Genomic DNA, 23,332 nt, shown 5'->3' on the forward strand with positions numbered 1-23,332 from the left:
TTTTTGTTTTCTGTTCATTTTGCCTTGATGCAAAACGAACCAAAAAATCAGGTCAAAATTATGAAATTGCTAACGCACCATTCGCTTTCGGAATTGCGTGCTTAAAGCTTCGCATCTTCATTTCTTCGCTCATTATTTCTGAATTTTGACGTTTCCGACGGTGTCGGAATTTGGGAGTTTTACTTTTACTATGTTTGATTTTCTTCCCAATGTTACTTTTTTATTTTTCTATTTCTTTTTTTTATTCATTTGAGTAAACACTGTTCACTGTGACTGGCTACTGTGACTTTTTTCATTTGAGTAAGCACTGTAAACTGTCACTGATGACTGCGACTATTTTTTAATCCTCAATCCAATTCTTTAAAATCGTTTTTCCGTGTGGTGTTAATACCGATTCTGGGTGATATTGTACGCCACGAACATCGTAAGTTTTATGGCGTAAAGACATAATTTGTCCGTTAGCATCTACGGATGTGGCTTCTAAATTTTCTGGTAAATTTGGATTTACTACCCACGAGTGGTAACGCCCAACTTCTATGTTTTTGTCTAAGCCTTGAAACAATATTTCATCGTCTACGGTTATGGTTACATTTGTTGCCACACCGTGATAAACGTCCTCTAGGTTTATAAGCGAACCTCCAAAAACTTCGCCTATGGCTTGTTGGCCTAAACATACTCCAAGAATGCTTTTTGTTGGTGCAAATCTTTTGATAATGGCTTTTAGTAATCCAGCTTCGTCTGGAATTCCTGGGCCTGGAGATAATACTATTTTATGATAGGGCTCCACATCGTCTAGGGTAAGTTTGTCGTTTCGGACTACGGTAACATCGCAGTTTAAATCTTCTAGGTAATGAACTAGATTGTATGTAAAACTGTCGTAATTGTCTATGACTAGTACTTTCATAAGTTTGTTTTTTTCAGATGATTCTGAATTTTATTTATTGTTTTAGTCGAGTAAGTTTTGGTTTACTTTGACTGTTTGTTTTTAAATTTCTTTTTTATTAATTTGAGTAAACACTGTTCACTGTGACTGAATACTGCGACTCATTTTATTTTTTTGTTTTCTGTTCATTTTGCCTTGATGCAAAACGAACCAAAAAATCAGGTCAAAATTATGAAATTGCTAACGCACGATTCGCTTTCGGAATTACGTGCTTGAAGCTTCGCTTCGCATCTTCATTCCTTCGCTCATTATTTCTGAATTTTGACGTTTCCGACGGTGTCGGAATTTGGGAGATTCACTTTTGTTATGTTTGATTTTCTTCCCAATGTTACTTTTTTGTTTTTCTATTTCTTTTTTTTCATTCGAGTAAGCTCTGTTTACTGAGGCTAAATACTGCGACTTTCCCCAAGGGTTGCTCCCGCGTTAGGGATTGAGGCTTTGTTGGAGCTCCTCGAAGAGAGCGACTGCCGAAAGCCCGACCCTTTTCGGGTAACGCCCAAATTTTTATATGTCTTCGGCTACTTTTATGGCTTTTGTTAGTGCGCCGAGTTTGTTATATACTTCTTGTAGCTCGCTTTCGGCGTTAGATTTCGATACCATTCCGGCGCCTGCTTGCCAGTTTAATTTGTAGTCTTTGCTTAAAAAGGTTCGAATCATGATGGCATGATTAAAATTGCCGTCGAAATCCATGAATCCGATAGCTCCGCCGTAATAGCCGCGACTTGTTTTTTCGTATTGTTCGATAAGTTGCATGGCGCGGTGTTTTGGCGCGCCACTTAGGGTTCCCGCAGGAAACGTGTCGGCTACAACTTGCATGGTTGAGGTGCTTTCGTGTTTATGGCCGGTGACTTTACTTACCAAGTGGATAACGTGCGAGAAAAACTGGACTTCGCGGTAGGTTTCTACTTTTACTTGACTGCCGTGGCGACTTAAATCGTTTCGGGCTAGGTCGACAAGCATCACGTGTTCGGCATTTTCTTTATCGTCGTTTTTAAGTTTTTCGGCTAGAATTTCGTCTTGTTGCTCGTCGCCTGTCCGTTTGAATGTACCTGCAATGGGGTGGATTTCTGCCAAACCATTGGTTACAATAAGTTGGGCTTCTGGCGAGCTGCCGAATATTTTAAAATCGCCGTAATCGAAATAAAACAGGTACGGTGATGGGTTTATGCTTCGTAAGGCACGATAGATATTGAAATCGTCGCCAGTGAATTCTTGAGAAAAACGACGTGAAAGTACGAGTTGAAACACATCACCTCGGGCACAGTGTTTGCGCGCTAACTCTACTTGATTTCTAAATTCTTCGTCGGTTAAATTCGATTTTATTTCCCCTTTCGATTTGAAATTATAAGATGCAAAGTTTTGTATGTTTATCAGTTTGTCGATGTCGTGAATGTTATTTTCGGCATCATCATAACAATGCGCAAAAATATAAGCTTCGTTTTTATAGTGGTTTATGGCTATAATATTTTTGTAAACGGCGTAATATAGGTCTGGAATGACTACCGAATTGTCTTTTTTTGTAATTTGGATATCTTCAAAATAACGAACCGCGTCGTAGGCTGTGTAACCAAAAATTCCGTTGTTTATAAATTTGAAATCCTCATCGGTATGCGTTTCAAAACGTTTGGTGAAATTATGGATTTCGGTAGCGACATTAACGTCTTTTGTAATGTTTAGTGTGGTGGTGGTGCCATCGGGAAAAGTTTGCGTAATCACTTCATTTTCCACCTTTATGGTTGCAATAGGATTAAAACAAATGTATGAGAAATTTTTATGATTCCGGTGGTAATCGCCACTTTCTAGTAAAATACTGTTTGGGTATTTATCGCGTATTTTATAGTAAACAGATACGGGGGTTATAGTATCGGTTAGTATTTTTTTGTTGTGGGTGTATAGACTAAATTTTTTCATGTCTTGTTTTTAATATTTCGGTAAACACCGAAAATGTAATTTTTTTAATAAAAAAAAGGCTTGTCGTGAATGACAAGCCTTTTGGATATTTTTTTAAGTTTTAAATATACTAGGGATTTACTTCACGAATTTTAGTTTCGAAAGCTCCACCACCATGTGTTATTTAAAGTTATATTCATTTTTGTTTTTTTACTGGTTCAAATATAAAGATTGAAAAAGTATTATACAAAACTTTGTGCGTTTTTTACGAAAAAAGAAAAATTAACCTTATTTTGTTAAAGATTCTATTTAGAAAAAAGACCGCCATAACAAAGTACAGCAGTCTTGGTTGGTTACTACTAGTACTTAATAATTACTAGGGTAATAATTATTGTTGTTCTAATAAGATGTAAAACTAATATTTATTTTTATAGAATAGAAGGAATTCATGAATTTATAATGAGATAATAAATGGAATGTAAATGGTTTGTTTTAAGTTGAATAGAGGTGTTGCTGGTTGTTTTGTGTAAAAAAATGTTAAATAATAATTAGAGTTAACAACTATTAATTAGTTTTATAATTATGAAGAGATACGTATTTATTATAGCATTACTCTTGGTTTTAGGATGTAAGGAAAAGAAAAATGTACCTGAATTAGGAATTAAAGATTCCTATAAAAAAATAGATGCAAGTGCTGTTAAATTAGAGATATATAATTTTGATGGTCTAAAAACGTTTTTAAATAAGGAGGACAATAAAATTCATGTTATAAACTTTTGGGCCACTTGGTGTGCACCTTGTATTAAGGAGTTGCCTTATTTTGAAAAAATAAATACTGAATATAAATCTGAAAATGTAGAGGTGTTATTAGTGAGTTTAGATTTTCCGCATTTATACGATTCTAAATTGAAGCCTTTTATTTTAGAAGAAAAATTAAAATCGAAAGTCGTGGCTTTGGATGATGTCGATAGTAATACTTGGATTCCAAAAGTAGACGAAAGTTGGTCGGGAGCATTACCTGCAACTATGATATATAAAAATGATAAGCGTAAGTTTTTTGAAAAATCTTTTACTTACGAAGAATTAGAGCATGAATTAAAACAATTTTTAAATTAGAAAATTATGAAAAAAACAATGAAAATAGTATCGGTATTTTTAGTGGTACTTTGTGCAAGTGCTTTTACAATAAAAACGATTAACGTTAATGAAGGTTATAATATAGGTGATATAGCCGAAGATTTTACATTAAAAAATATAGACGGTAACATGGTGTCGCTGTCGGATTATAACGAAGCTAAAGGGTTTATTGTAACTTTTACTTGTAACACTTGCCCGTATGCGGTGATGTATCAAGATCGAATTATAGAACTGAATAAAAAATATGCAAAATTGGGCTATCCGGTAATTGCTATCATGCCAAATAATACGGATATTAATCCTGGTGATAGTTTTGAGAATATGAAAAAACGCGCTATTGAAAAAGGATTCGAATTTCCATATTTAATTGACGAAAATCAAGAGATATATCCAAAATTCGGAGCAACCAAAACCCCTCATGTTTTTGTATTAGAAAAAACGAGCAAAGGAAATGAAGTGAAATATATAGGCGCTATTGATGATAATTATAAAGATGCATCGGCTGTTACAACTAAATATGTTGAAGATGCGGTAGATGCCTTATTAAATGGAAAAGAAATAAAAGAGACAGAAACAAGAGCTATTGGCTGTGGCATAAAAGCTTAGTGAATTTGTGTTGTTTAACGATTAATGAAAATTCCGAGGTGTAATACTTCGGAATTTTTTTCGTCTATCCATATTATAAATATTAAATTTGCGTTCAAATAAAAAAATAAAAAGACCAACATAAAAATGGAAGATTTAACACAAGAAGAATGGGTAGAGCAATTATCTAAGGATGATAATGCTGTGATTTTAGATGTAAGGACAGATGCCGAAGTGGCCGAAGGCGTTATTGAAGGTGCTATACATATCGATATTTATAAAGGACAAGGGTTTGTGGACGAGGTTGAAGCCCTTGATAAAAGCAAAAACTATTACGTGTATTGCCGTTCTGGTAACCGTAGCGGACAAGCATGTTCTTTAATGGAACAATTAGGCTTTGAAAACGCTTATAATTTAGAAGGTGGTATGTTGGAATGGACTGGTGATGTTGTAGACTTAAAATAAGATATGAAATATATTTTATTTGCGGTAACCTTTGTTATTTTTAGCTTGTTTTTTAATTGTAAAGCTCAGGATGATGATATGGTTACTCATGTTACAGCAAATGAGTTGAATGTTGTTTTAAAGGAACAAAGTAATATCCAAATTTTGGATGTTAGAACTTCTAAAGAATATGAAGCCGGACATTTACCAAATGCTGAAAATATTGACTTTTTATCTGAAGGGTTTTCAAAAGCATTGGAAGGATTGGATAAAAATGAACCTTTGGTTATTTATTGCAAATCCGGAAGACGGAGTGGGAAAAGCTTAGACGTTTTTAGGACTCTAGGATTTACTAAAATCTATAACTTGGAAGGTGGTATTTTAAAATGGAAATCTAAAGGGTTTGAAGTGAATTAAATTTTGCTTTTTATCTATCAATGGAAATAAAATAAAAATCTCAGATTAACTTGTAATCTGAGATTTTTTTATTTCAAAACTTAAGTGTTTATTTTTTAATCAAAATGTTTTAAAATACGTTCTAAGGCCATGCCTCTGGAGCCTTTTATTAGTAAAATAGCATGTTCAATTTCAGAAAAATTAAAGTCGTTTTCTAAATCTTGATAGCTTTTATATTGTTTTACTTTTTCGGAATTTGTTTTGGTGTCGTAAAAATTTTCACCAACTAAAATAATGCAATCTATATTTATAGAGGAAGCTAAATCTGTAATCGCTTGATGTTCTGTTTTGGCAGCTTGTCCAACCTCGAACATATCTCCTAAAAATACTGTTTTTTTACCCTTTTGTTTTTCGAAATTTAATAAGGCGGCACGCATACTTGTTGGGTTGGCATTGTAGGCGTCTAGAATTATTTTATTGGTTCCCTGTTCAATAATTTGCGATCTGTTATTTGTTGGTGTATAGTGTTCAATGGCACTTTTTATCGCATGATGTTCAACTTTAAAGTAATGTCCAATGGCTATCGCAGCAGCAATATTATTAAAATTATAATCGCCTATTAATTGACTTGTCATTTTTAAGCGATCTAGTTGACAAGAAACAAAAGGTTGAGCGTCTATAAATTCAATAACCACTTCGGGATTCGTGGTTTTGCTGCCAAAAGTAAATCTTGTTGCCGCTTTTGTTTTTTCCATTTGAATGGCATCATTCGCATTCACAAAAACAGTTTTATGATTAGAAATAAGGAAGTCGTACATTTCACTCTTAGCTTTAATCACGCCTTCAATACTTCCAAAGCCTTCCAAGTGTGCTTTTCCAAAATTGGTAATATATCCAAAATCTGGTTTTGCTATGCTACATAGAAATTCAATTTCTTTTGGATGATTGGCTCCCATTTCAATAATACCAATTTCGGTGTCTTTTGTCATCGATAAAAGTGTAAGCGGTACGCCAATATGGTTGTTTAAATTGCCAACCGTTGCTGTGGTTTTAAATTTTTTAGAGAGTACAGCGTTTATAAGTTCTTTGGTGGTTGTTTTGCCATTACTTCCGGTTAAAGCGATAATAGGGCGTTTTAAATAGGACCGGTGTAAACTGGCTAGGTTTTGCAGCGTTTCTAAAACATTTTCAACTAAAATTGTATTAGAGTTTAATGGGTATTTCGGATTATCTATAACAGCATATTTAGCACCCGATTTTAAGGCCTGTTCTGCATATCTATTGCCGTCAAAGTTTGCGCCTTTTAAAGCAAAAAACATGCTATTCTTATTAATTTTTCGAGTATCTGTAGATACCGATTCACAAGTTAAAAAAAGCTGATGAAGTTGTTCGATTTCCAATTTTTTAAATGCCTTTATTTTATATGGGCTAAGATAACAATTTGTGTGGTCCTTTTTGCTATATTATCGTGTTAAAGTCAAGGCGAGCATATCATGAATTTTAAATATACCATATTACTATATGGTATATTTTTATGTTTAAAAGTGTTATTTTCAACTAAAACGACATGATTTAATATGTTTAGCAAATAATCTAGATTTGTATATCATATTTCATGAATTTTACTTAAATAAAATTCATTTTGAATAAAAAACAGGGTGTTATAATTACAATATGTTAAAAATAAGTCTAATATGGTGTTAAATTCTGCTTGCTTAGGTTTTTTTCTTAATTTACCGCTTCTTTTTTAAAACTCTAACAATTATTACATGAAGAAATTATCTGTTTTTTTACTAGCTATGTTGTTTATTTCAATGGCTGGTTTTGCACAAAACACGTCCGGAAAAACTCAAGAAGGACATACCAATCAAAATAAATTTAGGCAGCTAAAAGATTTATTAGCAACACCTAACAGTCAGCATACTGCATCTGGTGCGCCAGGAAAAAAATATACGCAGCAAAAGGTAGATTATATTATTGATGTTACTTTAGATGATGTGAACCAAAAAATTACCGGGCGTGAAACTATTACTTACCATAATAATTCGGAGGATGAGTTGACTTATTTATGGTTGCAACTCGATCAAAATATGCGAGCAATCGATTCTAAAACCCCTGATATAAAACCTTCTACCTTCCCCAAAGGGACATCAAAGGCGAGGTTTAATAGAAGTTATGTAGACGAACCTTTTGATGGTGGTTTTAAAATTACAAGCGTAACAAATATCGATGGCAGCAACCTGTCGTACACCATTAATCAAACCATGATGCGGATTAATTTGGCCACAGCTTTAGCGCCAGGTGAAACTTTTGAGTTTAAGGTGTCTTGGTGGTATAACATCAATAATCACAGATCTAACGGTGGACGATCGGGGTATGAGCACTTTCCTGCAGATGGTAATAATAATTATGTTATAGCACAGTTTTATCCAAGATTATGTGTGTATGACAATGTAGAAGGTTGGCAAAACGATCAGTTTTGGGGGCGAAGCGAATTTGCTTTAGAGTTTGGTGATTTTACGGTAAATATTACCACACCAGCAGACCATATGCTTGGCGCAACTGGTAAATTGTTGAATGAAAAAGAAGTGCTAACCAAAACACAACAAAAACGATTAGCAGAGGCTAAAAAAACCTTTGATAAACCTGTTGTAATTCATACTCAAGAAGAAGCTATCGAAATAGAAAAGAGCTTTTCTAAAAAAACAAAGACTTGGAAGTTTTTTGCAGAAAACGTAAGAGATTACGCCTTTGCTACCTCAAGAAAGTTTATTTGGGACGGTATGGCTGTAGATATTAATGGTAAAACCGTTATGGCTTATTCTTATTATTCTAAAGAAGCCAACCCGCTATATGGCGAACACTCTACTAGAGCAGTAGCGCAAACCTTAAAAACTTACTCTAAATACACCTTCGATTATCCCTATCATAAGGCCATTTCGGTAGACGGGCAAATGGGGATGGAATATCCGCAAATATGTTTTAATCCAGGTAGGCCAAATGCCGATGGTACCTATTCCGATAGAGTAAAATATAGAATGTTAGGTGTAACGATTCATGAAGTAGGGCATAACTTTTTTCCAATGATTGTGAATTCCGATGAGCGTCAATGGACATGGATGGACGAAGGTTTAAATTCCTTTGTGCAAATGTTAGCCATGATGGATTATGAAGAAGGTTATCCTTTAAACCGTGGCTTACCGAAAAATATTGTGAGATATATGAGTGGCGATCAATCTAAAATTGCACCTATTATGTCTAAAGGCGATAACGTGTATAGTTTTGGAAGCAATGCCTATGGAAAACCCGCTACTGCTTTATGGATTTTACGCGAAACCATTATGGGGCATGAGTTGTTCGATCATGCATTTAGAACCTATGCACAACGTTGGAAGTTTAAGCACCCAACCCCGGCCGATTTCTTTAGATCTATGGAAGATGCTTCGGCCATAGACTTAGATTGGTTTTGGAGAGGTTGGTTTTATACCACCGATGTTACAGATATTGGGGTTAAAGGCGTTAAAAAGTTTTATGCCGAACCCGGAGCAGAAGATGAGGTTAACTTTATTGAAGATGCTACGGAAGGCTTAAAATTTAAGTCGCCACAAAAAGCAAACGCTCAGTTTTTTTACGAAATTACATTTGAAAAACCAGGAGGGTTAGTGATGCCTATTATTGTAGAGTACACTTACGCCGATGGCACTAAGGAACGCAAAACCTATCCAGCGCAAATTTGGAGATATAACGATAAAGAAATTACCAAAGCTGTATATTCTAATAAAGAAATTACAAATATTGAAATCGATCCAGATTTAGAAACTGCCGATGTGGATACCTCTAATAACAGCTATCCTAAAAAAATGACTTCGGAATTTGATAACTTTAAAACCAAAGTAAAAGGCTAATTTACTGCTTGCTTTAGCTATAGAAGACTTGCTTGAAAAATACACAATAAGGTTGGTTTTTCAAGTAAGCCTTTTTTTTGTACGGTAAAAAAGAAATATAAAATTTAGTTCGTTAAAATTTTGCACGCATAAAAAGGAAAATAGAAGCAATGGGTAGTAGTAAATAATGCTTAAAAAAACACGCGTTTTGCAAATGTTGATTGAAAATTTATTACAAAACCCTAACAAGTTAGTTAATAACTAGTTAGGGTTTGTAAAAGTGGAGTCGGAGAGAATCGAACTCTCGTCCAAACAAGTAACCAAAGGGCTTTCTACACGTTTATTCTATTCTTGGGTTTTCGACTATAAGCTGGTTACAGACAACCCACTTATAACTTAGCTTCTTAAGTTTCGTAAAAGCATCGAAGCACTGCTCAAACTATATTGACATTTACGATGCCTCAAAATGGAACGCCGTCAATCAAGGCTTTCCGGAGACATAAAGCTTGTACACCTTGTGTACCTAGGCTAATCTTACTATAATTCAGATTATGCAGCTAAAGCGTAGTTATTCTCGCCGTTTAAAAGTTGGTCTAGTCTTTTACGTGTTTCAATGCCATTACACGACGTGCTTACCGTTCAATTAATCTCGCTGTCAAAACCAGTCGACCCCAGAATTAATGAAATAGTAAATTTTTAATTTACTTAACCCAGAATTTGTTTCAGGATCTCATCTATATGTTTTTTTGGCGTTACCACAAGGGTCGGGCTTTCCGCTATATCTTTTTTGCTTTTAATGGCAAAAAAGGATGCCGCTGCAATCCCTAACGCACAGTCTGCAAAGTTAATTAAAACTTTTAAACAGAAAGCTAATCCGCCAATATAAATCAAAAATTATACCATCATTAAGTTGTCAGGTACAAAAGTCAGTGCCATTTTAAGGGTATCCGCAGTCAAATAGTAAATCTTCTATAAAATTTCTACTATTTTTGGGAATATATTCACGGAAACTAATAAGTTTGTACCAATTACCAAAAGCATTTATATTATCAAAACAGCATTAGTAACAGGAGCAGCTTCCGGATTGGGGTATGAATTAGCATTATTATTAGCAAAAGATTCTTATAAGTTAATATTAGTGGATATCGATTCGTCTAAATTAACCGAAGTAAAAACAGAGTTAGAAACCCAATTTAATGTCGAAATTGTGGCCTTAACCAAGGACTTAAGTTTACCAAATGTGTCTCAAGATATTATGGATAATATTGGAGATACACCAATAGATGTGCTAATAAACAATGCAGGTTTTGGTTTGTTTGGTACATTCTCAGAAACTAGTTGGGAACGCGAATCTGCCATGTTAAACGTACACGTTATTACAACCACCCATTTAACGAAACTGGTATTAGAAGGCATGGTAAATCGTGGTTCTGGTAAGATTTTAAATATGTCATCGCTAGCAGCCTTTCAGCCCGGGCCATTAATGTCTATTTATTATGCTTCAAAAAGCTATATGCTCTCCTTTTCGGAAGCTATTGCAAACGAATTAAAAGGTACAGGTGTTACAGTAACTGCACTTTGTCCAGGACCTACAAAAACGGCCTTTCAAGAAACGGTTTCCGAAGATGCAAGCGAAAATAAAATTCAATTCAATATGGCTTGCGCTAAAGAAGTTGCGCTTTATGGTTATAAAGCGATGCTTAAAGGGAAAAGTTATGCTATTCCTGGAAAGTTTAATAAGTTTTTAGCGGTTATCCCTAGGTTTATTACGCGTAATGCAGCAACATGTATTGTTAGAAAACTTCAAGCAAAAAACAGAGAAGACTAGAGCTGTTATTCTTGCTTCTCATTTTTAGATGCCATATTTATATTGGTAAATACCCAGTGCCCCAAGGTGAAAAAAGCTCCAAATAGCAAAGTAAAAAGCCAAACGTCCTTGTTTCCTAGCGGTTGCACAATTATGTTTATTATATCAATAAATAAAACTTTTGGATTTGTTAAAATTTCCCAGGAATTATAGCGTAAAAAGCGACCTAAATACACGCCGAATGCGGATATAAAAAATACAAATGTCAAAATAAAATGGGTCTTTGTTTTATTAAAGTACTTTAATAAAACGGTTTTCATGTCACTTACCGAAAAATAGAAAAGCATCATGCCATTAAAAGCAAAAGCAGAAATTAATAAAATATCTAACCAAAATATATGCGGTTCGTTATATCTTAAATGCCACATATCAGTTAATATATAAGGTGCATTTGGAAGAAAAACTAACCATGTACCAAATGTAAAAAGCAGTGTTATTCGGTTAAGCTTGGGAATACCTACTAGATAAATTGTAATAGCATACGGAACGGCTGCTAAGAATAGATTCCAAACTAAAAAAAGATAATTGTAGGAGTGTGCGAGTTTCATTCTAATCATAAGTAAAATTAGAGTAGCACCTATTGAAAGACTTAATAGTGATAGCGATTTATATCGGTATGATATAAGGTTGTTAATGTAATTCATGAGGTTTCGATTTTAAATATTCTATTATTAAAACAGTAATGATACCAAAGGCATAGGCAACTAAATCATCTACGTGAAACGTACTGCCTAATATGATGTTTAGAAGTTTATGATGTTCTAGGTTTAACAATTCTAGTAGATTAAAGTATTGGGCGAATTCTATTAAAAAGGCAAAAGTTAATACGCTTGCACCTAGTTTAAAACAATCTATTTTTAAGAAGCTTTTAAAACAACAATAGAGTAAAATTACCGATAGAAAATCGCCGAACGGGTAGCGGATAAATCCAGTTTTTAGGTATACGGCAATTAGTATTTCGGTTAGTAAAAAAAGGAGTGTTAAGCTGAGGTAGGTTTTGTTTATTTTGTATGTCATTTTGTTAAATTCTAGTATGACTAAAGGAAATTATGATTTAAAAGTATAAAATAGCTATAGGTATGTTTAGTAGAATGATGCCGCAGGTTTTTAAGTTTTCGTATCTATCGGTTTTATTAATCAGAAGGGTTAGAAAGTTGAACGCAAGTAGTATTGAATTTAAGACAACAGCTACTATGATGAATTTAAAACCAACTATTGTTAGTATAAAAGTCTCTCCGAAATAAAGAAAAAATGAAAATAGAATGGTTCCAATAATAAAACTTATAATAGACACAGTTCTTCCTATGTTAGAAATACTGTACATAATTATCGTTTGTATTAATAATTGATATAGAAAAGCGTTACTCCTTTTTTTGAGAAGTAACGCTTCATTAAATTATCCGTTATTCCAATCTATTTTTCTTGATACATACATCACGATAGTAAGTATTAAAAATAGACCAACACTACCAACAAGCAGGGCATAGTTTTCTAATTGAATAATAACATAAATAAAAGCATATAATGCGGACAACGATAAACCAATAAATAAGGGGAACTTCAATGTTTTAAGTATCGATTTTGAGTACAAAGTAATGAGAACAATAACGGAACTTCCAGCTATTAAATAAGCTTTTAGAAAATTACTATGCTCAGATATAGACACTAGTAAAGTATAAAACATAATAAGAGCCAACCCAATCATTAAATATTGAAACGGGTGAATACTTATTTTACTCAAGGTTTGTATCAAAAAGAATATTAAAAAAGTAAGGCCTATGACTAAGAAGCCGTATTTGGCTGATCGTTCACTTTTTTGATATTCATCGACCATGACCATAAATTTAGTGCCAAAAGCAAATTTGTTAAGGTTGGGTATTTTATTTAGATGTTGTTGAGAAAAAGCTCTATTGATATGAAGTACCTTCCAATCGGCAATAAAACTGTCTTTTGTTATGTTTTTAGTTTCATCGTTTGGTAAATAATTACCAATAAAACTAGGGTCTGCCCAGTTAGAAGCCATGTTCATAGTGGTTGTTTTTCCAATAGGAATAAGTTCTATTTGCTTGCTGCCATTAAAGGCCATAGATAAGCTAAAGGGAGTATTGTTTTTGCTGGATAAATCTGTTGGGTTTATAAAATCAGATTCTAATACAACTAAATGGTCGCTGTTTTTTGTTGTGTTTTCGTTAAAGTTTGTTTGAAAAGAGTAAGTGTTTTGGTTTAGTTTTAAAAGCATTTCACTTTTTATACCTTTTAAGTTAGACGTTTTTAGAATTACGGTGGCTTTATCCCAAATAATATCTTCGGTATTAATGCCTTTTGAAGTTAAATCTGTTGGTATATAGTGTCCTGAAAAGTCCATGGTTGTTGTAAATACAGCTGATTCAAAATTACCTCTATTTAAGGTTTTAGAATCTACCTTTACATTGGCGTTTAGAGACTCTGGAAAAATGTAGGCATGTTTTATATGTGTTTCTGTTTCTGTAAAGTAGGTTTTTGTCTTTTCATTGTATGTTTTTGTTTCGGTGTATGTTTTGTATGGTATTTTTAAAAACGGGCCGTAAACAAGCACATTTTCGCCCCATTTTTCATTAATCTCGTTTACTACATCACTTTGCCTGTAGGCGCGTTCGGAAATGAGATTATTAATAAAAGATAATGGGATCAATAAAATAATGACTAAAAAACCGACCATCAGCATTCTTGCTGTGATTGATGTTTTTACCCAATTTCCGAATTTGTTTTGCTGTGGTTTGTTTATGTTTTTCATAATTAAAATTTAAAGTACTTTGAAATTCAAAGTAAAAGATTGAAAAAAGAGATTTTGTTGTTTTCTTGAGACTAAAGTCTAGCTTTTATTAATTAATTTTTCGAGTGCATTAATGTGTTTTTTAAACTCTACACGACCTAAATCGGTAGTGGAGTAGCGGGTGTTGGGTTTTCGGCCTATAAATTGTTTTTCAACTTTTATGTATTCTACTTTTTCTAAAGCTTTGGCGTGACTCGCAATATTACCATCGGTAGCTCCTAAAAGCGCTTTGAGCATGTTAAAATCGGCATATTCGTTTACCATTAAAATAGACATAATACCTAATCTAATGCGGTGATCGAATGCTTTATTTATGTTGGTTATTATGCTCATAGACTTAAAGTCGTTTACTTTTAGATTTTATGATTTCGTTATCATTAATCGTTTTAATTTTACGAAAAAGAAACGTGATACCAAAAGTAAAGGCCCCAATAAATAATGAAAAAGGAATTAATACTACCGCGCCTTGTTTTATGGTTTTGCGTTTTTCGCCTTGAGCAGTTATATTTTGAGATTCCAAAGTAATTTCTTCTTTATCTATAACACCATTTTTATTTACGTCGTAAAGTGCAAACTCTTGCTCATAATTTTCATTGGAATAATATAAATATAAAAGTCCCAATGCATAAACTATAAGGGTAGCTATAATGCTAATTTTTATTGTTTTATTCATTTTACATCGTATTTAAAATGCATGATAGTACCATAAATAATATGCATAACACCAAAGCCTAATACCCAAAGCCAGAATCCATAACCAGGTAAAAGCGTAGCTATTAAGCCTAAAATAATTTCTATATATCCTAAATAGCGAATATCACCAATGCTATATTTTGATGCATTTACCAATGCTAATCCGTAAAAAATAAGCATTAAGCCTCCGGTTTGTCCGTATTTGCCATGACTTAAAATAATTAGGATGTATAAACCGCCTGCTATTAACGGAATTAAAAAATTGATAATTAATCGTTTGGAAGTGGCATCCCACATGTTGGCTCCCGTTTTTTTTGCTTTTTTGGCAGAAAGGATGTAGCCCGTTGTGGCACTAAAAATAGCAACCAAAGCCAAAATAAGTATAACAAATCTAAATATTTGACCATCAAGAATCAAGGTGCCAGAGCTATATGTGTTAACAAGCCAATAGGTAATGGCTGCGCCGATAAGGGCATAGGTTCCGGCTAAAATACCAGATAAGCCACTTAAGGAAATAAATCGGGAGGATTTATTCATTAAATCTTTAATGTCGGAAATGTCTTTTAGATAATCTTTTGATTCCATGTAAAAGTACTTTGAAATGCAAAGTAAGTAAATATTTTTGAATTATTCGGTGTTTATTTTTGATAAATGTGGTTGAGGTTGTGCGAGGGCTAGCCACGAATCCACGAATTAGAGGTTGGGGTTTGTGGGTGAAAAGCTTTGGGTTATGTGATTTCTCACTTCGTTCGAAATGACAGCGGGCGGTTGTTTGGGGTAGGGTTTAGAGTGGTTTATCCACAAATTTAGGAATATAAGGTTGGGTGTTGTGGATGGAAAGCTTTGGGTTATGTGATTTCTCACTTCGTTCGAAATGACATAGCGTGTTTCGAAATGACAAACGGCTTCTTTAGTATAGTTGGGTTTGTGGTATTGGCTATGCAAATTGGTATTCCCTTATGATTAGCTATGTTTTTTGGCAGGTAGTTGCGGGAGCGATAGTAGCGGCATCCTTTTTGTAAAAAAGAACATGCCACAAACCTCAGTTTAACTTGGTGTTTATGGCATGTAAATAAGTTTAATTATAGCTATTACTTTACAAAAAGATATAGCGGATAGCGCGGTTTTTATTTTTCTTAAAAACCCGCCCAAAAGGTTTAAAGTATTCTAAATTCTAAAAATGCCACCAAAGGAAACAATGCGTTGTAAATAGGTGAAATGTTGCGATGCGCGATCTATTGGGTCTGGCGTGGTGCGAATATCGGGCATGTTAATGTAGCCGCCTTTTAAATCGAGCTGCATAAAAAAGTGCTTGAAAAAGGTGAAGTTAATACCCGCGCGGGCAGAAATACCGTAGCCTGCAACGTGAAACTCGTCGTTTCTTTCTTTTAGCAATAGCGTGCTGTTTGTTTTTGGGTATAGCAATCCGCCGCCGATACCTTCGGTTAAATTAATTTGAAATTTATCGGTGTTGGGTAGATTGAATAGGTTTGAAATATCGTCGTGTCTGGCTATTTCGGTGTAAATATAGTTTAGTCCGTCGGTATGCTCGAAGCCTAAAAAATCTTCGGATAAATAGGTGATTTCGTTGTTGTAGGTGTCATTAAATTGAGCGCCGTCTTCTGTGCTTGGAAGATCGATATAGCCGTCTAAAGCTCGGTACTTTTCACGTTCCATAACATATTTCATGTGGTCTAAACCTACTGAAATAGAGTATTTGTCTGAAATAAAATAGCCTAATTTAAAATTAGTTTGCGGGATAGTCAGTCGAGTTGGATTGATATAATCCATGTGCCAGCCTTTGGGTTTATCGTGGGCTGTGGCGTTTTTGATGGTGAAATTATAATTGTCTCCTTCAAAATGAATATCGGATTTACTATAAGATTCTCGGTTTCCACCCCAGCTTACAAAGAATTTTCCTTTGTTTGACTCGGTGTATTTTACGGTTTCTATGTCTTGGGCAAAGGCACTGAAATTAATAATACTTAACAGAAGTATTACGGTGTGCAGATTGGATTTCATTATTGCTATTTTGGTGCTTTAAAGGGATTGTATTGTTTTTCTAATTTTAACGAGATTACTGAGTAGCTGTTCTAGGTTATCTAAATGTAGCATATTGGCACCATCACTTTTTGCATTTGCAGGATCGAAATGGGTTTCAATAAATAAGCCATCCACATTATTAACAATGCCAGCTCGGGCAATGGTTTCAATCATATCTGGGCGTCCGCCCGTGACTCCAGCCGATTGGTTGGGTTGCTGTAAGGAATGTGTAACGTCGAGAATAACGGGTGCATATTGTTTCATGGTTGGAATACCACGAAAATCGACAATCATATCTTGATAACCAAACATGGTGCCTCGATCTGTAATCCACGCCTTATCGCTACCCGCATCTTTTACTTTTTGTACGGCGTGTTTCATGGCCTCCGGACTCATAAATTGTCCTTTTTTTAAGTTGACTACTTTGCCGGTTTTGGCGGCAGCAACTACTAAATCGGTTTGGCGGACAAGAAAAGCGGGGATTTGTAAAACATCGACGTATTGTGCGGCTAAGGCTGCATCGGATATTTCGTGAATATCGGTTACGGTAGGCACGTTAAAAGTTTCGGAAACTTTGGCTAAAATTTCTAAGGCCTTTTGGTCTCCTATACCTGTAAAGCTATCTATTCTACTGCGGTTTGCTTTTTTAAAACTGCCTTTAAATATATAAGGGATTTCTAGTTTATTGGTAATAGAAATCACTTTTTCGGCAATGCGCATAGCCATATCTTCACCTTCAATAGCACAAGGGCCACAAAGAAGGAAGAAGTTGTTTGAATTATTATGCTTTATTTTGGGGATATCTTGAAGCTTCATCGACTTAAATTTAAGCGACAAAGATAATCAAATTAAAAGCGACTTCTAACACTGTTCTTTATAATCCACAAGGCCATGATGAAGTTTGTAAGCACGAATAATCCAGTATTTAGCATTATATGGTTTAAATTCAGATTTAAGTTGCTGAAGTCTATTATTTTAGATAAATAAGCGATAATTAAATACGACGATAGGCAAACAAAGGTAATGCCGAGAGCGAAATTTAATTTTTTATTCGGTTTTATTATTTGCCATAAAAAAGGAATACCAAATAATAAAATAGGATATGCTGTTAAACCTTCAGTTTGGTTAACTGTAGTAAACCAATATATGGAAATGGCAATAAAATATAGGTATGGGATACTTTTTGTAAATCTATTAATTAGGTTCATCATAAGGGTTTTAAGTTATTGTTCTTTAAGGATGTGACTTATAAAAATAACGAAATACCATATTGAAAATTATATTTTATTTTAATTATAACAAATTTTTAACTATATAAGAAAATATCATGTACCTTTGCAGGCTTAAAATAAGGCACACATTATGGCTACTATTAAAAACATTGCAATTATTGCACACGTTGACCACGGTAAAACGACGTTGGTTGATAAAATTATGTATCACTGTCAATTATTTCGTGAAAACGAGAATACAGGTGATTTAATTCTTGATAATAATGATTTAGAACGAGAACGAGGTATTACCATTACTTCTAAAAACGTTTCTGTTATTTATAAAGACACTAAAATTAATATTATTGATACACCTGGTCACGCCGATTTTGGTGGAGAAGTAGAGCGCGTACTTAATATGGCAGACGGTGTTTTGTTGTTAGTAGATGCCTTTGAGGGGCCAATGCCACAAACACGTTTTGTATTACAAAAAGCAATTGATTTAGGTTTGAAACCATGTGTGGTTGTAAATAAAGTGGATAAAGAAAACTGTACGCCTGATGAAGTACATGAAAAAGTTTTCGATTTAATGTTTGAATTAGGAGCGGAAGAGTGGCAGTTAGATTTTCCAACCGTTTATGGGTCGGCTAAAAATAACTGGATGAGTGATGATTGGCAAAATGAAACAGAAAACATTGAGCCGTTATTAGATATGGTTATTGAACATATTCCTGAACCAAAAATTGAAGAAGGAACCACGCAAATGTTAATTACATCTTTAGACTTCTCTTCGTTTACTGGACGTATTGCTATTGGACGTTTAACTCGTGGTGAGTTAAAAGTTGGACAGAATATATCTTTAGTTAAAAGAGATGGTTCTATTGTTAAAAATAAAATTAAAGAGCTACATATCTTTGAAGGTTTAGGCCGCTTAAAAGTTGATGAAGTTCAAACGGGTGATATTTGTGCTATTGTTGGTCTTGAAGGTTTTGAGATTGGTGATACTGTTGCCGATTTTGAAAATCCAGAAGGTTTAAAAACCATTGCTATAGATGAGCCTACAATGAGTATGTTGTTTACCATTAACGATTCGCCGTTTTTTGGACAAGATGGAAAATTTGTAACCTCTCGTCATATTAAAGACCGTTTAACAAAAGAACTAGAAAAGAATTTAGCATTACGTGTTGAAGAAACTGATAGTGCTGATAAATTTATGGTATTTGGTCGTGGTGTATTACACTTATCGGTTTTAATTGAAACTATGCGTCGTGAAGGTTACGAGCTACAAATAGGACAACCACAGGTAATTATTAGAGAAATTGACGGGGTTAAATGTGAGCCTGTTGAAGAAATGACTATCGATTTACCCGAAACGGTTTCGGGTAAAGCCATAGAAATGGTTACCTTACGTAAAGGGGAAATGCTAAGTATGGAAGCTAAAGGCGATAGAATGGTTTGCGAATTTATTGTGCCATCTAGAGGTATTATTGGGTTGCGTAATCAATTGTTAACAGCTACTGCAGGTGAGGCTATTATGGCACACCGTTTTAAAGAGTATCAACCTTTAAAAGGAGGTATTCCAGAACGTCAAAACGGATCGTTAGTGTCTATGGAAAAAGGACAGGCTATTCCTTATTCTATTGATAAATTACAAGATAGAGGTAAGTTTTTTGTAGATCCAGGTGAAGATATTTACGAAGGTCAAGTTATTGGTGAAAATTCTCGTGGCGATGATATGACGGTTAACGTAACAAAAACTAAAAAATTAAGTAACGTACGTTCTTCTGGAGCAGATGATAAAGCGAAAATTGTACCAGCCATTAAATTCTCTTTAGAGGAAGCTTTAGAATATATTCAAAAAGATGAATATGTTGAGGTGACTCCAAACCACTTGCGTTTACGTAAAATTTGGTTAACCGAAGTAGATAGGAAGAGAAATAAAACGTTATAATACATGGAATTCTTAGGGATTTCCTTTACAGAATGGGTAGGGTATGCTGCAATGGCTACCGTTTTAGTATCCTTTTTAATGACATCTGTAATTAATTTACGAATAGTAAACATCTTGGGGTGTTTACTATTCGTGTTTTATGGCATAATGTTATCTCCAATCTCTAAGCCTATTATAATTACTAATGCGGCTATATTATGTGTTAATGTCGTATTTATAATTAGAAATAAATCTACCTATAATAAGTAATTTCTTTTAAAACAACATTGTTTTATTCAGTGGTCTGTTTTCTAGTTTACAATTTCTTATATTAGATGTTCATTTCCTAAAGTTGAACATGTAATATTTATGAATTCGAACAAATGAATGATTTCAAAGTTGTAAAATACAGTGCAGCAAATTATACAGAATGGAATGCATTTGTATCACACTCCAAAAATGGCACGTTTCTATTTCATCGCGATTTTATGGAATACCATCAAGATCGATTTGAAGACTTTTCATTGCTTATATATTTCAAAAATAAATTAGTAGCATTACTTCCGGCTAATAAAAAAGACCATGAAGTTTATTCTCATCAAGGATTAACTTATGGGGGGGTGTTATTTACCGAACAGGTTAAGTTTGATAGGGTACTTAATATATTTAAGTCTGTGCTTCAGTTTTTAAAAGATTGTAGTATTACCAGTTTTTTTATTAAGGAAATACCATCCATATATCCTCGAGTTTTTACCGAGGAGATAAATTATTTAATGTTTATTCTAAAAGCAGAACTGTTTAGAAAAGATACGCTGTCTGTGATTAATATAAACAATAAGGCGTTAAAAATTTCGAGAAATAGGTTAGAAGGATATAAACGTGGAGTGAAGCATAATTTGGTTGTAAAAGAAGTGGAAGATTTCGAATTGTTTTGGAACCAAATTCTGATAAAAAATTTAGAACAAAAACATAAAGCTAAACCAGTACATAGCTTAGATGAAATTACTTTGTTAAAAAAACGTTTTCCTAAAAATATAAGGCAGTTTAATGTTTACCACGACAAAAATATAGTGGCAGGGACTACTATTTTTGAAACCGAACACGTTGCTCATGCCCAATATATCTCTGGGAATGACGATAAAAACACATTAGGAAGTTTAGATTTTTTACATCACTATTTAATTAACGAAACATTTAACGCTAAGAGGTATTTCGACTTTGGAACATCGAATGAAAATAACGGATTGCATATTAATAAAGGCCTACAATTCTGGAAAGAAGGGTTTGGAGCGCGAACGGTAACGCAAGATTTTTATAAAATAGACGTTAATAATTATCCATTGCTAAATACGGTGTTTATATGATTAAATTCTTAGATTTAAAATTGATAAATAAACGGTTCGAGATAGAATTTAAAGCTAAGTTTGATAGATTTTTAAACTCCGGACAATACATTTTAGGTGAAGAGGTCTTGAAGTTTGAAAAAGAATTTGCGGCATATTGTGGAACCACATACTGTGTTGGTGTAAGTTCCGGGCTCGACGCTCTAGAACTTATTTTTGAAGCTTATAAAGTTCTAGAATTATTGAAGGAAGGCGATGAAGTTATTGTGCCAGCAAACACATATATAGCTTCTGTTTTGGCCATTTCGAATACAAAATTGATACCTGTTTTAGTAGAGCCTAATCCTGCTACTTTTAATATTGATGTCAATAATATTGAAGCGGCTATAACCAAGAATACAAAAGCTGTTTTGGGAGTACATTTGTATGGGCAATTGTATGAAGTAGATAAGCTAAAGGCCATTTGCAAGACCAATAATTTACTATTAATTGAAGATGCAGCACAGGCACAAGGCGCAACAAATGAAAAGGGAAGGAAAGCTGGATCTGTTTCTAATGCTGCGGCGTTTAGTTTTTACCCAACAAAAAATTTAGGCGCTTTGGGTGATGGCGGAGCAGTCACTACTAATAATCTAGAATTAGCAGAAACTATATATAAACTCCGAAATTATGGAAGAAGTTCAACTTATGAGAATGATATTAAGGGTTTTAATTGTAGGTTAGACGAGTTGCAAGCAGCATTTTTAAGAGTGAAGTTACCGTGCTTAGATCGAGATAATTTAAAACGACAGGAGTTAGCTAATTCATATTTAAATAAAATAAAAAATCCTAAAATAGCCTTGCCGTATTTTTCTGGGTTAGCAGATCATGTTTTTCATCAATTTATAATTCGATGCCAAACAAGGGATGATTTACGAGCGTTTTTATATCAACATGGTATAGAAACTTCTATTCATTATCCAATACCCACACACAAACAAGGGGCTTATGCGGAGTTTGAAAAACAAAGGCATCCCATTACAGAGAAAATTCATGAAGATGTTTTAAGTTTACCCATGAATCCTGTATTAGCGCCCTTCGAAGTTGAAAAAATAATAGACGTTATAAACAGGTATTAATTTATAGTTCAATTTTAAAACTTATATTGTTTAATGGATATATTAATAAAGTCGTTTAATCGTCCCTATTATTTAGATCGATGTTTATATTCCATACAGAAGCACATTACTGGATATGATAGGATTTATATATTAGATGATGGAACACCTCAAAAATATCTAGATAAAATTACTCAAAAATATACCGAAGTAAAAATTTTAAAATCTGCCTTACATCAGGTTAAATCAACTGCAGGCGATCATTTAAACGAGTTTAAGATTCCTATTGATTTTTGGGTGGAATCGGCCAATATGGCAAGCGACCATTTTTTATTGCTAGAGGATGATATTTGGGTGGTGGAAGATTTAGATTTGAAGTCATTAGGTTTTACATTAAAGAATAAAAACGTGGTGTTCTTAAAGCTATTTTGGTTAGGAAATCCTAAATTAACTACAAACCGAATTACAGAAGTATTTGAAGTATTTAATATGGTAAAACCAAGATTGCTTACTGGGATTCCCTTTTTGTTTAAGCTTATTTTTAGAACTTACGGTTACGGGTTTAATAAGTTGGTTGGGTTTTTTAAGTTAAATGCGTTTAAGAATATTTTACCTTATTACAGTATTTATTCTGTAGCAGGTGCCATTTTTAAAAAAAGTTATTTCACCTGTTTATGGCAAAATCATGATGATGAAATTGATGAAAGTTTGCAATTATTTAATGCTTTACATTATTTGAAAACACATCCGGAAAGCCAAATAGCCCATGGGAAAAAAGAATACTTTAAAACTGGGTTTTGTAGTTCTGCAACTTTTGGGGTAAAAAAAAGTGAGACCGATAATATGAAGCTATTAAAAGTGAACAGGTTGCTAAACGAAGCTTGGATGAAAAACGAATTTGCTGCTATTAATAGTTTGCCTAAGGATTTAAAAGAAACCGAAATTTTAGATATATTAAATACAGAAACCGGAGACCTTGAGTTGGCCTTAATATGGGAGAAGTGGGTTGAAGCTTTTAAACAAAAGTATCGAAAATTTGGCTGTAAAATAGATTAAA

Annotated in this window: 23 protein-coding genes and 1 other RNA gene; 11 read left to right on the forward strand and 13 right to left on the reverse strand. The window is 33.8% G+C overall.

The window, feature by feature from the left end; translation table 11 throughout:
- Positions 1–340: 340 nt before the first annotated feature.
- Both FQU21_RS15465 and FQU21_RS15470 read right to left on the reverse strand, forming a co-directional pair.
- Complete coding sequence (locus FQU21_RS15465; protein WP_147678919.1) at positions 341–904, reverse strand: anthranilate synthase component II; 564 nt, start codon at positions 902–904, stop codon at positions 341–343.
- A gap of 543 nt (positions 905–1,447) precedes the next feature.
- A complete protein-coding gene (locus FQU21_RS15470; protein ID WP_147678920.1) occupies positions 1,448–2,854 on the reverse strand; it encodes an anthranilate synthase component I family protein in 1,407 nt (468 codons plus the stop codon).
- Positions 2,855–3,415: 561 nt separating this feature from the next.
- Between FQU21_RS15470 and FQU21_RS15475 the strand changes: the two genes are divergently transcribed.
- The 4 genes from FQU21_RS15475 (at position 3,416) to FQU21_RS15490 (ending at position 5,416) form a co-directional block, all read left to right on the forward strand.
- Complete coding sequence (locus tag FQU21_RS15475; RefSeq protein ID WP_147678921.1) at positions 3,416–3,949, forward strand: TlpA family protein disulfide reductase; 534 nt, start codon at positions 3,416–3,418, stop codon at positions 3,947–3,949.
- 6 nt (positions 3,950–3,955) lie between these two features.
- Entirely contained in the window at positions 3,956–4,576 is a 621-nt protein-coding gene (locus FQU21_RS15480) for a thioredoxin family protein (RefSeq protein WP_147678922.1), read from the forward strand.
- 126 nt (positions 4,577–4,702) lie between these two features.
- Positions 4,703–5,020, forward strand: coding sequence for a rhodanese-like domain-containing protein (locus FQU21_RS15485; protein ID WP_147678923.1), 318 nt, complete (start codon positions 4,703–4,705; stop codon positions 5,018–5,020).
- Positions 5,021–5,023: 3 nt separating this feature from the next.
- Positions 5,024–5,416, forward strand: a complete 393-nt coding sequence (locus FQU21_RS15490) for a rhodanese-like domain-containing protein (RefSeq protein ID WP_147678924.1) — start codon at positions 5,024–5,026, stop codon at positions 5,414–5,416.
- Between the two features lie 95 nt (positions 5,417–5,511).
- On the opposite strand, the gene FQU21_RS15495 is transcribed toward FQU21_RS15490, so the two are convergent.
- On the reverse strand, positions 5,512–6,795 hold the full coding sequence (locus tag FQU21_RS15495; protein WP_147678925.1) for a UDP-N-acetylmuramoyl-tripeptide--D-alanyl-D-alanine ligase: 1,284 nt from the start codon (positions 6,793–6,795) through the stop codon (positions 5,512–5,514).
- A 369-nt stretch (positions 6,796–7,164) separates the two neighbouring features.
- On the opposite strand from FQU21_RS15495, the gene FQU21_RS15500 reads away from it, so the two are divergent.
- Positions 7,165–9,300, forward strand: coding sequence for a M1 family metallopeptidase (locus FQU21_RS15500; RefSeq protein ID WP_147678926.1), 2,136 nt, complete (start codon positions 7,165–7,167; stop codon positions 9,298–9,300).
- 257 nt (positions 9,301–9,557) lie between these two features.
- On the opposite strand, the gene ssrA is transcribed toward FQU21_RS15500, so the two are convergent.
- Positions 9,558–9,952: a transfer-messenger RNA gene (gene ssrA, locus FQU21_RS15505) on the reverse strand.
- A 375-nt stretch (positions 9,953–10,327) separates the two neighbouring features.
- Between ssrA and FQU21_RS15510 the strand changes: the two genes are divergently transcribed.
- On the forward strand, positions 10,328–11,107 hold the full coding sequence (locus tag FQU21_RS15510) for an SDR family NAD(P)-dependent oxidoreductase (protein WP_262712763.1): 780 nt from the start codon (positions 10,328–10,330) through the stop codon (positions 11,105–11,107).
- Positions 11,108–11,112: 5 nt separating this feature from the next.
- Here FQU21_RS15510 and FQU21_RS15515 read toward each other — a convergent pair whose 3' ends face one another.
- The 9 genes from FQU21_RS15515 to FQU21_RS15555 form a co-directional block, all read right to left on the reverse strand.
- Complete coding sequence (locus FQU21_RS15515; protein ID WP_147678928.1) at positions 11,113–11,790, reverse strand: DUF1361 domain-containing protein; 678 nt, start codon at positions 11,788–11,790, stop codon at positions 11,113–11,115.
- A complete protein-coding gene (locus FQU21_RS15520) occupies positions 11,777–12,163 on the reverse strand; it encodes a ribosomal maturation YjgA family protein (protein ID WP_147678929.1) in 387 nt (128 codons plus the stop codon). Before FQU21_RS15520 ends, FQU21_RS15515 begins: the two co-directional genes overlap by 14 nt.
- Before the next feature lie 379 nt (positions 12,164–12,542).
- Positions 12,543–13,919 carry a cell envelope integrity protein CreD gene (creD, locus tag FQU21_RS15525; protein WP_147678930.1) on the reverse strand — a complete coding sequence of 459 codons (1,377 nt, stop codon included), beginning with the start codon at positions 13,917–13,919 and terminating at the stop codon, positions 12,543–12,545.
- A 78-nt stretch (positions 13,920–13,997) separates the two neighbouring features.
- Positions 13,998–14,291 carry a winged helix-turn-helix domain-containing protein gene (locus tag FQU21_RS15530; RefSeq protein ID WP_147678931.1) on the reverse strand — a complete coding sequence of 98 codons (294 nt, stop codon included), beginning with the start codon at positions 14,289–14,291 and terminating at the stop codon, positions 13,998–14,000.
- Between the two features lie 4 nt (positions 14,292–14,295).
- Positions 14,296–14,631 carry a hypothetical protein gene (locus FQU21_RS15535; RefSeq protein WP_147678932.1) on the reverse strand — a complete coding sequence of 112 codons (336 nt, stop codon included), beginning with the start codon at positions 14,629–14,631 and terminating at the stop codon, positions 14,296–14,298.
- Positions 14,628–15,236, reverse strand: coding sequence for a hypothetical protein (locus FQU21_RS15540; protein WP_147678933.1), 609 nt, complete (start codon positions 15,234–15,236; stop codon positions 14,628–14,630). Before FQU21_RS15540 ends, FQU21_RS15535 begins: the two co-directional genes overlap by 4 nt.
- Positions 15,237–15,818: 582 nt before the next feature.
- Positions 15,819–16,673, reverse strand: a complete 855-nt coding sequence (locus FQU21_RS15545) for a hypothetical protein (protein WP_147678934.1) — start codon at positions 16,671–16,673, stop codon at positions 15,819–15,821.
- 18 nt (positions 16,674–16,691) lie between these two features.
- Positions 16,692–17,510, reverse strand: a complete 819-nt coding sequence (gene kdsA / locus FQU21_RS15550; RefSeq protein WP_147678935.1) for a 3-deoxy-8-phosphooctulonate synthase — start codon at positions 17,508–17,510, stop codon at positions 16,692–16,694.
- 32 nt (positions 17,511–17,542) lie between these two features.
- Positions 17,543–17,905 carry a hypothetical protein gene (locus tag FQU21_RS15555; protein WP_246124852.1) on the reverse strand — a complete coding sequence of 121 codons (363 nt, stop codon included), beginning with the start codon at positions 17,903–17,905 and terminating at the stop codon, positions 17,543–17,545.
- Positions 17,906–18,056: 151 nt separating this feature from the next.
- Here FQU21_RS15555 and typA point away from each other — a divergent pair, with 151 nt between their 5' ends.
- The 5 genes from typA (at position 18,057) to FQU21_RS15580 (ending at position 23,331) form a co-directional block, all read left to right on the forward strand.
- Positions 18,057–19,856, forward strand: coding sequence for a translational GTPase TypA (typA, locus tag FQU21_RS15560; RefSeq protein WP_187269404.1), 1,800 nt, complete (start codon positions 18,057–18,059; stop codon positions 19,854–19,856).
- Positions 19,857–19,859: 3 nt separating this feature from the next.
- The gene (locus tag FQU21_RS15565) at positions 19,860–20,105 is read left to right on the forward strand and encodes a uroporphyrinogen decarboxylase (protein ID WP_147678937.1); all 246 of its coding nucleotides are present in this window, start codon (positions 19,860–19,862) and stop codon (positions 20,103–20,105) included.
- A 113-nt stretch (positions 20,106–20,218) separates the two neighbouring features.
- On the forward strand, positions 20,219–21,199 hold the full coding sequence (locus FQU21_RS15570) for a GNAT family N-acetyltransferase (protein WP_147678938.1): 981 nt from the start codon (positions 20,219–20,221) through the stop codon (positions 21,197–21,199).
- Positions 21,196–22,296: a DegT/DnrJ/EryC1/StrS family aminotransferase gene (locus FQU21_RS15575; RefSeq protein WP_147678939.1), complete on the forward strand. Its 1,101-nt coding sequence runs from the start codon at positions 21,196–21,198 to the stop codon at positions 22,294–22,296. Before FQU21_RS15570 ends, FQU21_RS15575 begins: the two co-directional genes overlap by 4 nt.
- A gap of 33 nt (positions 22,297–22,329) precedes the next feature.
- On the forward strand, positions 22,330–23,331 hold the full coding sequence (locus tag FQU21_RS15580) for a glycosyltransferase family protein (protein ID WP_147678940.1): 1,002 nt from the start codon (positions 22,330–22,332) through the stop codon (positions 23,329–23,331).
- The last annotated feature ends 1 nt before the right edge of the window (position 23,332 follow it).

The organism is Algibacter pacificus, assembly GCF_008033385.1.
Classification (GTDB): Bacteria; Bacteroidota; Bacteroidia; order Flavobacteriales; family Flavobacteriaceae; genus Algibacter; species Algibacter pacificus.

What these genes read in the sequence shown, in the direction of transcription:
- FQU21_RS15465 (WP_147678919.1), bottom strand. Translation starts at nt 904, where the DNA reads ATGAAAGTACTAGTCATAGACAATTACGACAGTTTTACATACAATCTA.
- FQU21_RS15470 (WP_147678920.1), bottom strand. Translation starts at nt 2,854, where the DNA reads ATGAAAAAATTTAGTCTATACACCCACAACAAAAAAATACTAACCGAT.
- FQU21_RS15475 (WP_147678921.1), top strand. Translation starts at nt 3,416, where the DNA reads ATGAAGAGATACGTATTTATTATAGCATTACTCTTGGTTTTAGGATGT.
- FQU21_RS15480 (WP_147678922.1), top strand. Translation starts at nt 3,956, where the DNA reads ATGAAAAAAACAATGAAAATAGTATCGGTATTTTTAGTGGTACTTTGT.
- FQU21_RS15485 (WP_147678923.1), top strand. Translation starts at nt 4,703, where the DNA reads ATGGAAGATTTAACACAAGAAGAATGGGTAGAGCAATTATCTAAGGAT.
- FQU21_RS15490 (WP_147678924.1), top strand. Translation starts at nt 5,024, where the DNA reads ATGAAATATATTTTATTTGCGGTAACCTTTGTTATTTTTAGCTTGTTT.
- FQU21_RS15500 (WP_147678926.1), top strand. Translation starts at nt 7,165, where the DNA reads ATGAAGAAATTATCTGTTTTTTTACTAGCTATGTTGTTTATTTCAATG.
- FQU21_RS15515 (WP_147678928.1), bottom strand. Translation starts at nt 11,790, where the DNA reads ATGAATTACATTAACAACCTTATATCATACCGATATAAATCGCTATCA.
- FQU21_RS15520 (WP_147678929.1), bottom strand. Translation starts at nt 12,163, where the DNA reads ATGACATACAAAATAAACAAAACCTACCTCAGCTTAACACTCCTTTTT.
- creD (WP_147678930.1), bottom strand. Translation starts at nt 13,919, where the DNA reads ATGAAAAACATAAACAAACCACAGCAAAACAAATTCGGAAATTGGGTA.
- FQU21_RS15530 (WP_147678931.1), bottom strand. Translation starts at nt 14,291, where the DNA reads ATGAGCATAATAACCAACATAAATAAAGCATTCGATCACCGCATTAGA.
- FQU21_RS15535 (WP_147678932.1), bottom strand. Translation starts at nt 14,631, where the DNA reads ATGAATAAAACAATAAAAATTAGCATTATAGCTACCCTTATAGTTTAT.
- FQU21_RS15540 (WP_147678933.1), bottom strand. Translation starts at nt 15,236, where the DNA reads ATGGAATCAAAAGATTATCTAAAAGACATTTCCGACATTAAAGATTTA.
- FQU21_RS15545 (WP_147678934.1), bottom strand. Translation starts at nt 16,673, where the DNA reads ATGAAATCCAATCTGCACACCGTAATACTTCTGTTAAGTATTATTAAT.
- kdsA (WP_147678935.1), bottom strand. Translation starts at nt 17,510, where the DNA reads ATGAAGCTTCAAGATATCCCCAAAATAAAGCATAATAATTCAAACAAC.
- FQU21_RS15555 (WP_246124852.1), bottom strand. Translation starts at nt 17,905, where the DNA reads ATGATGAACCTAATTAATAGATTTACAAAAAGTATCCCATACCTATAT.
- typA (WP_187269404.1), top strand. Translation starts at nt 18,057, where the DNA reads ATGGCTACTATTAAAAACATTGCAATTATTGCACACGTTGACCACGGT.
- FQU21_RS15565 (WP_147678937.1), top strand. Translation starts at nt 19,860, where the DNA reads ATGGAATTCTTAGGGATTTCCTTTACAGAATGGGTAGGGTATGCTGCA.
- FQU21_RS15570 (WP_147678938.1), top strand. Translation starts at nt 20,219, where the DNA reads ATGAATGATTTCAAAGTTGTAAAATACAGTGCAGCAAATTATACAGAA.
- FQU21_RS15575 (WP_147678939.1), top strand. Translation starts at nt 21,196, where the DNA reads ATGATTAAATTCTTAGATTTAAAATTGATAAATAAACGGTTCGAGATA.
- FQU21_RS15580 (WP_147678940.1), top strand. Translation starts at nt 22,330, where the DNA reads ATGGATATATTAATAAAGTCGTTTAATCGTCCCTATTATTTAGATCGA.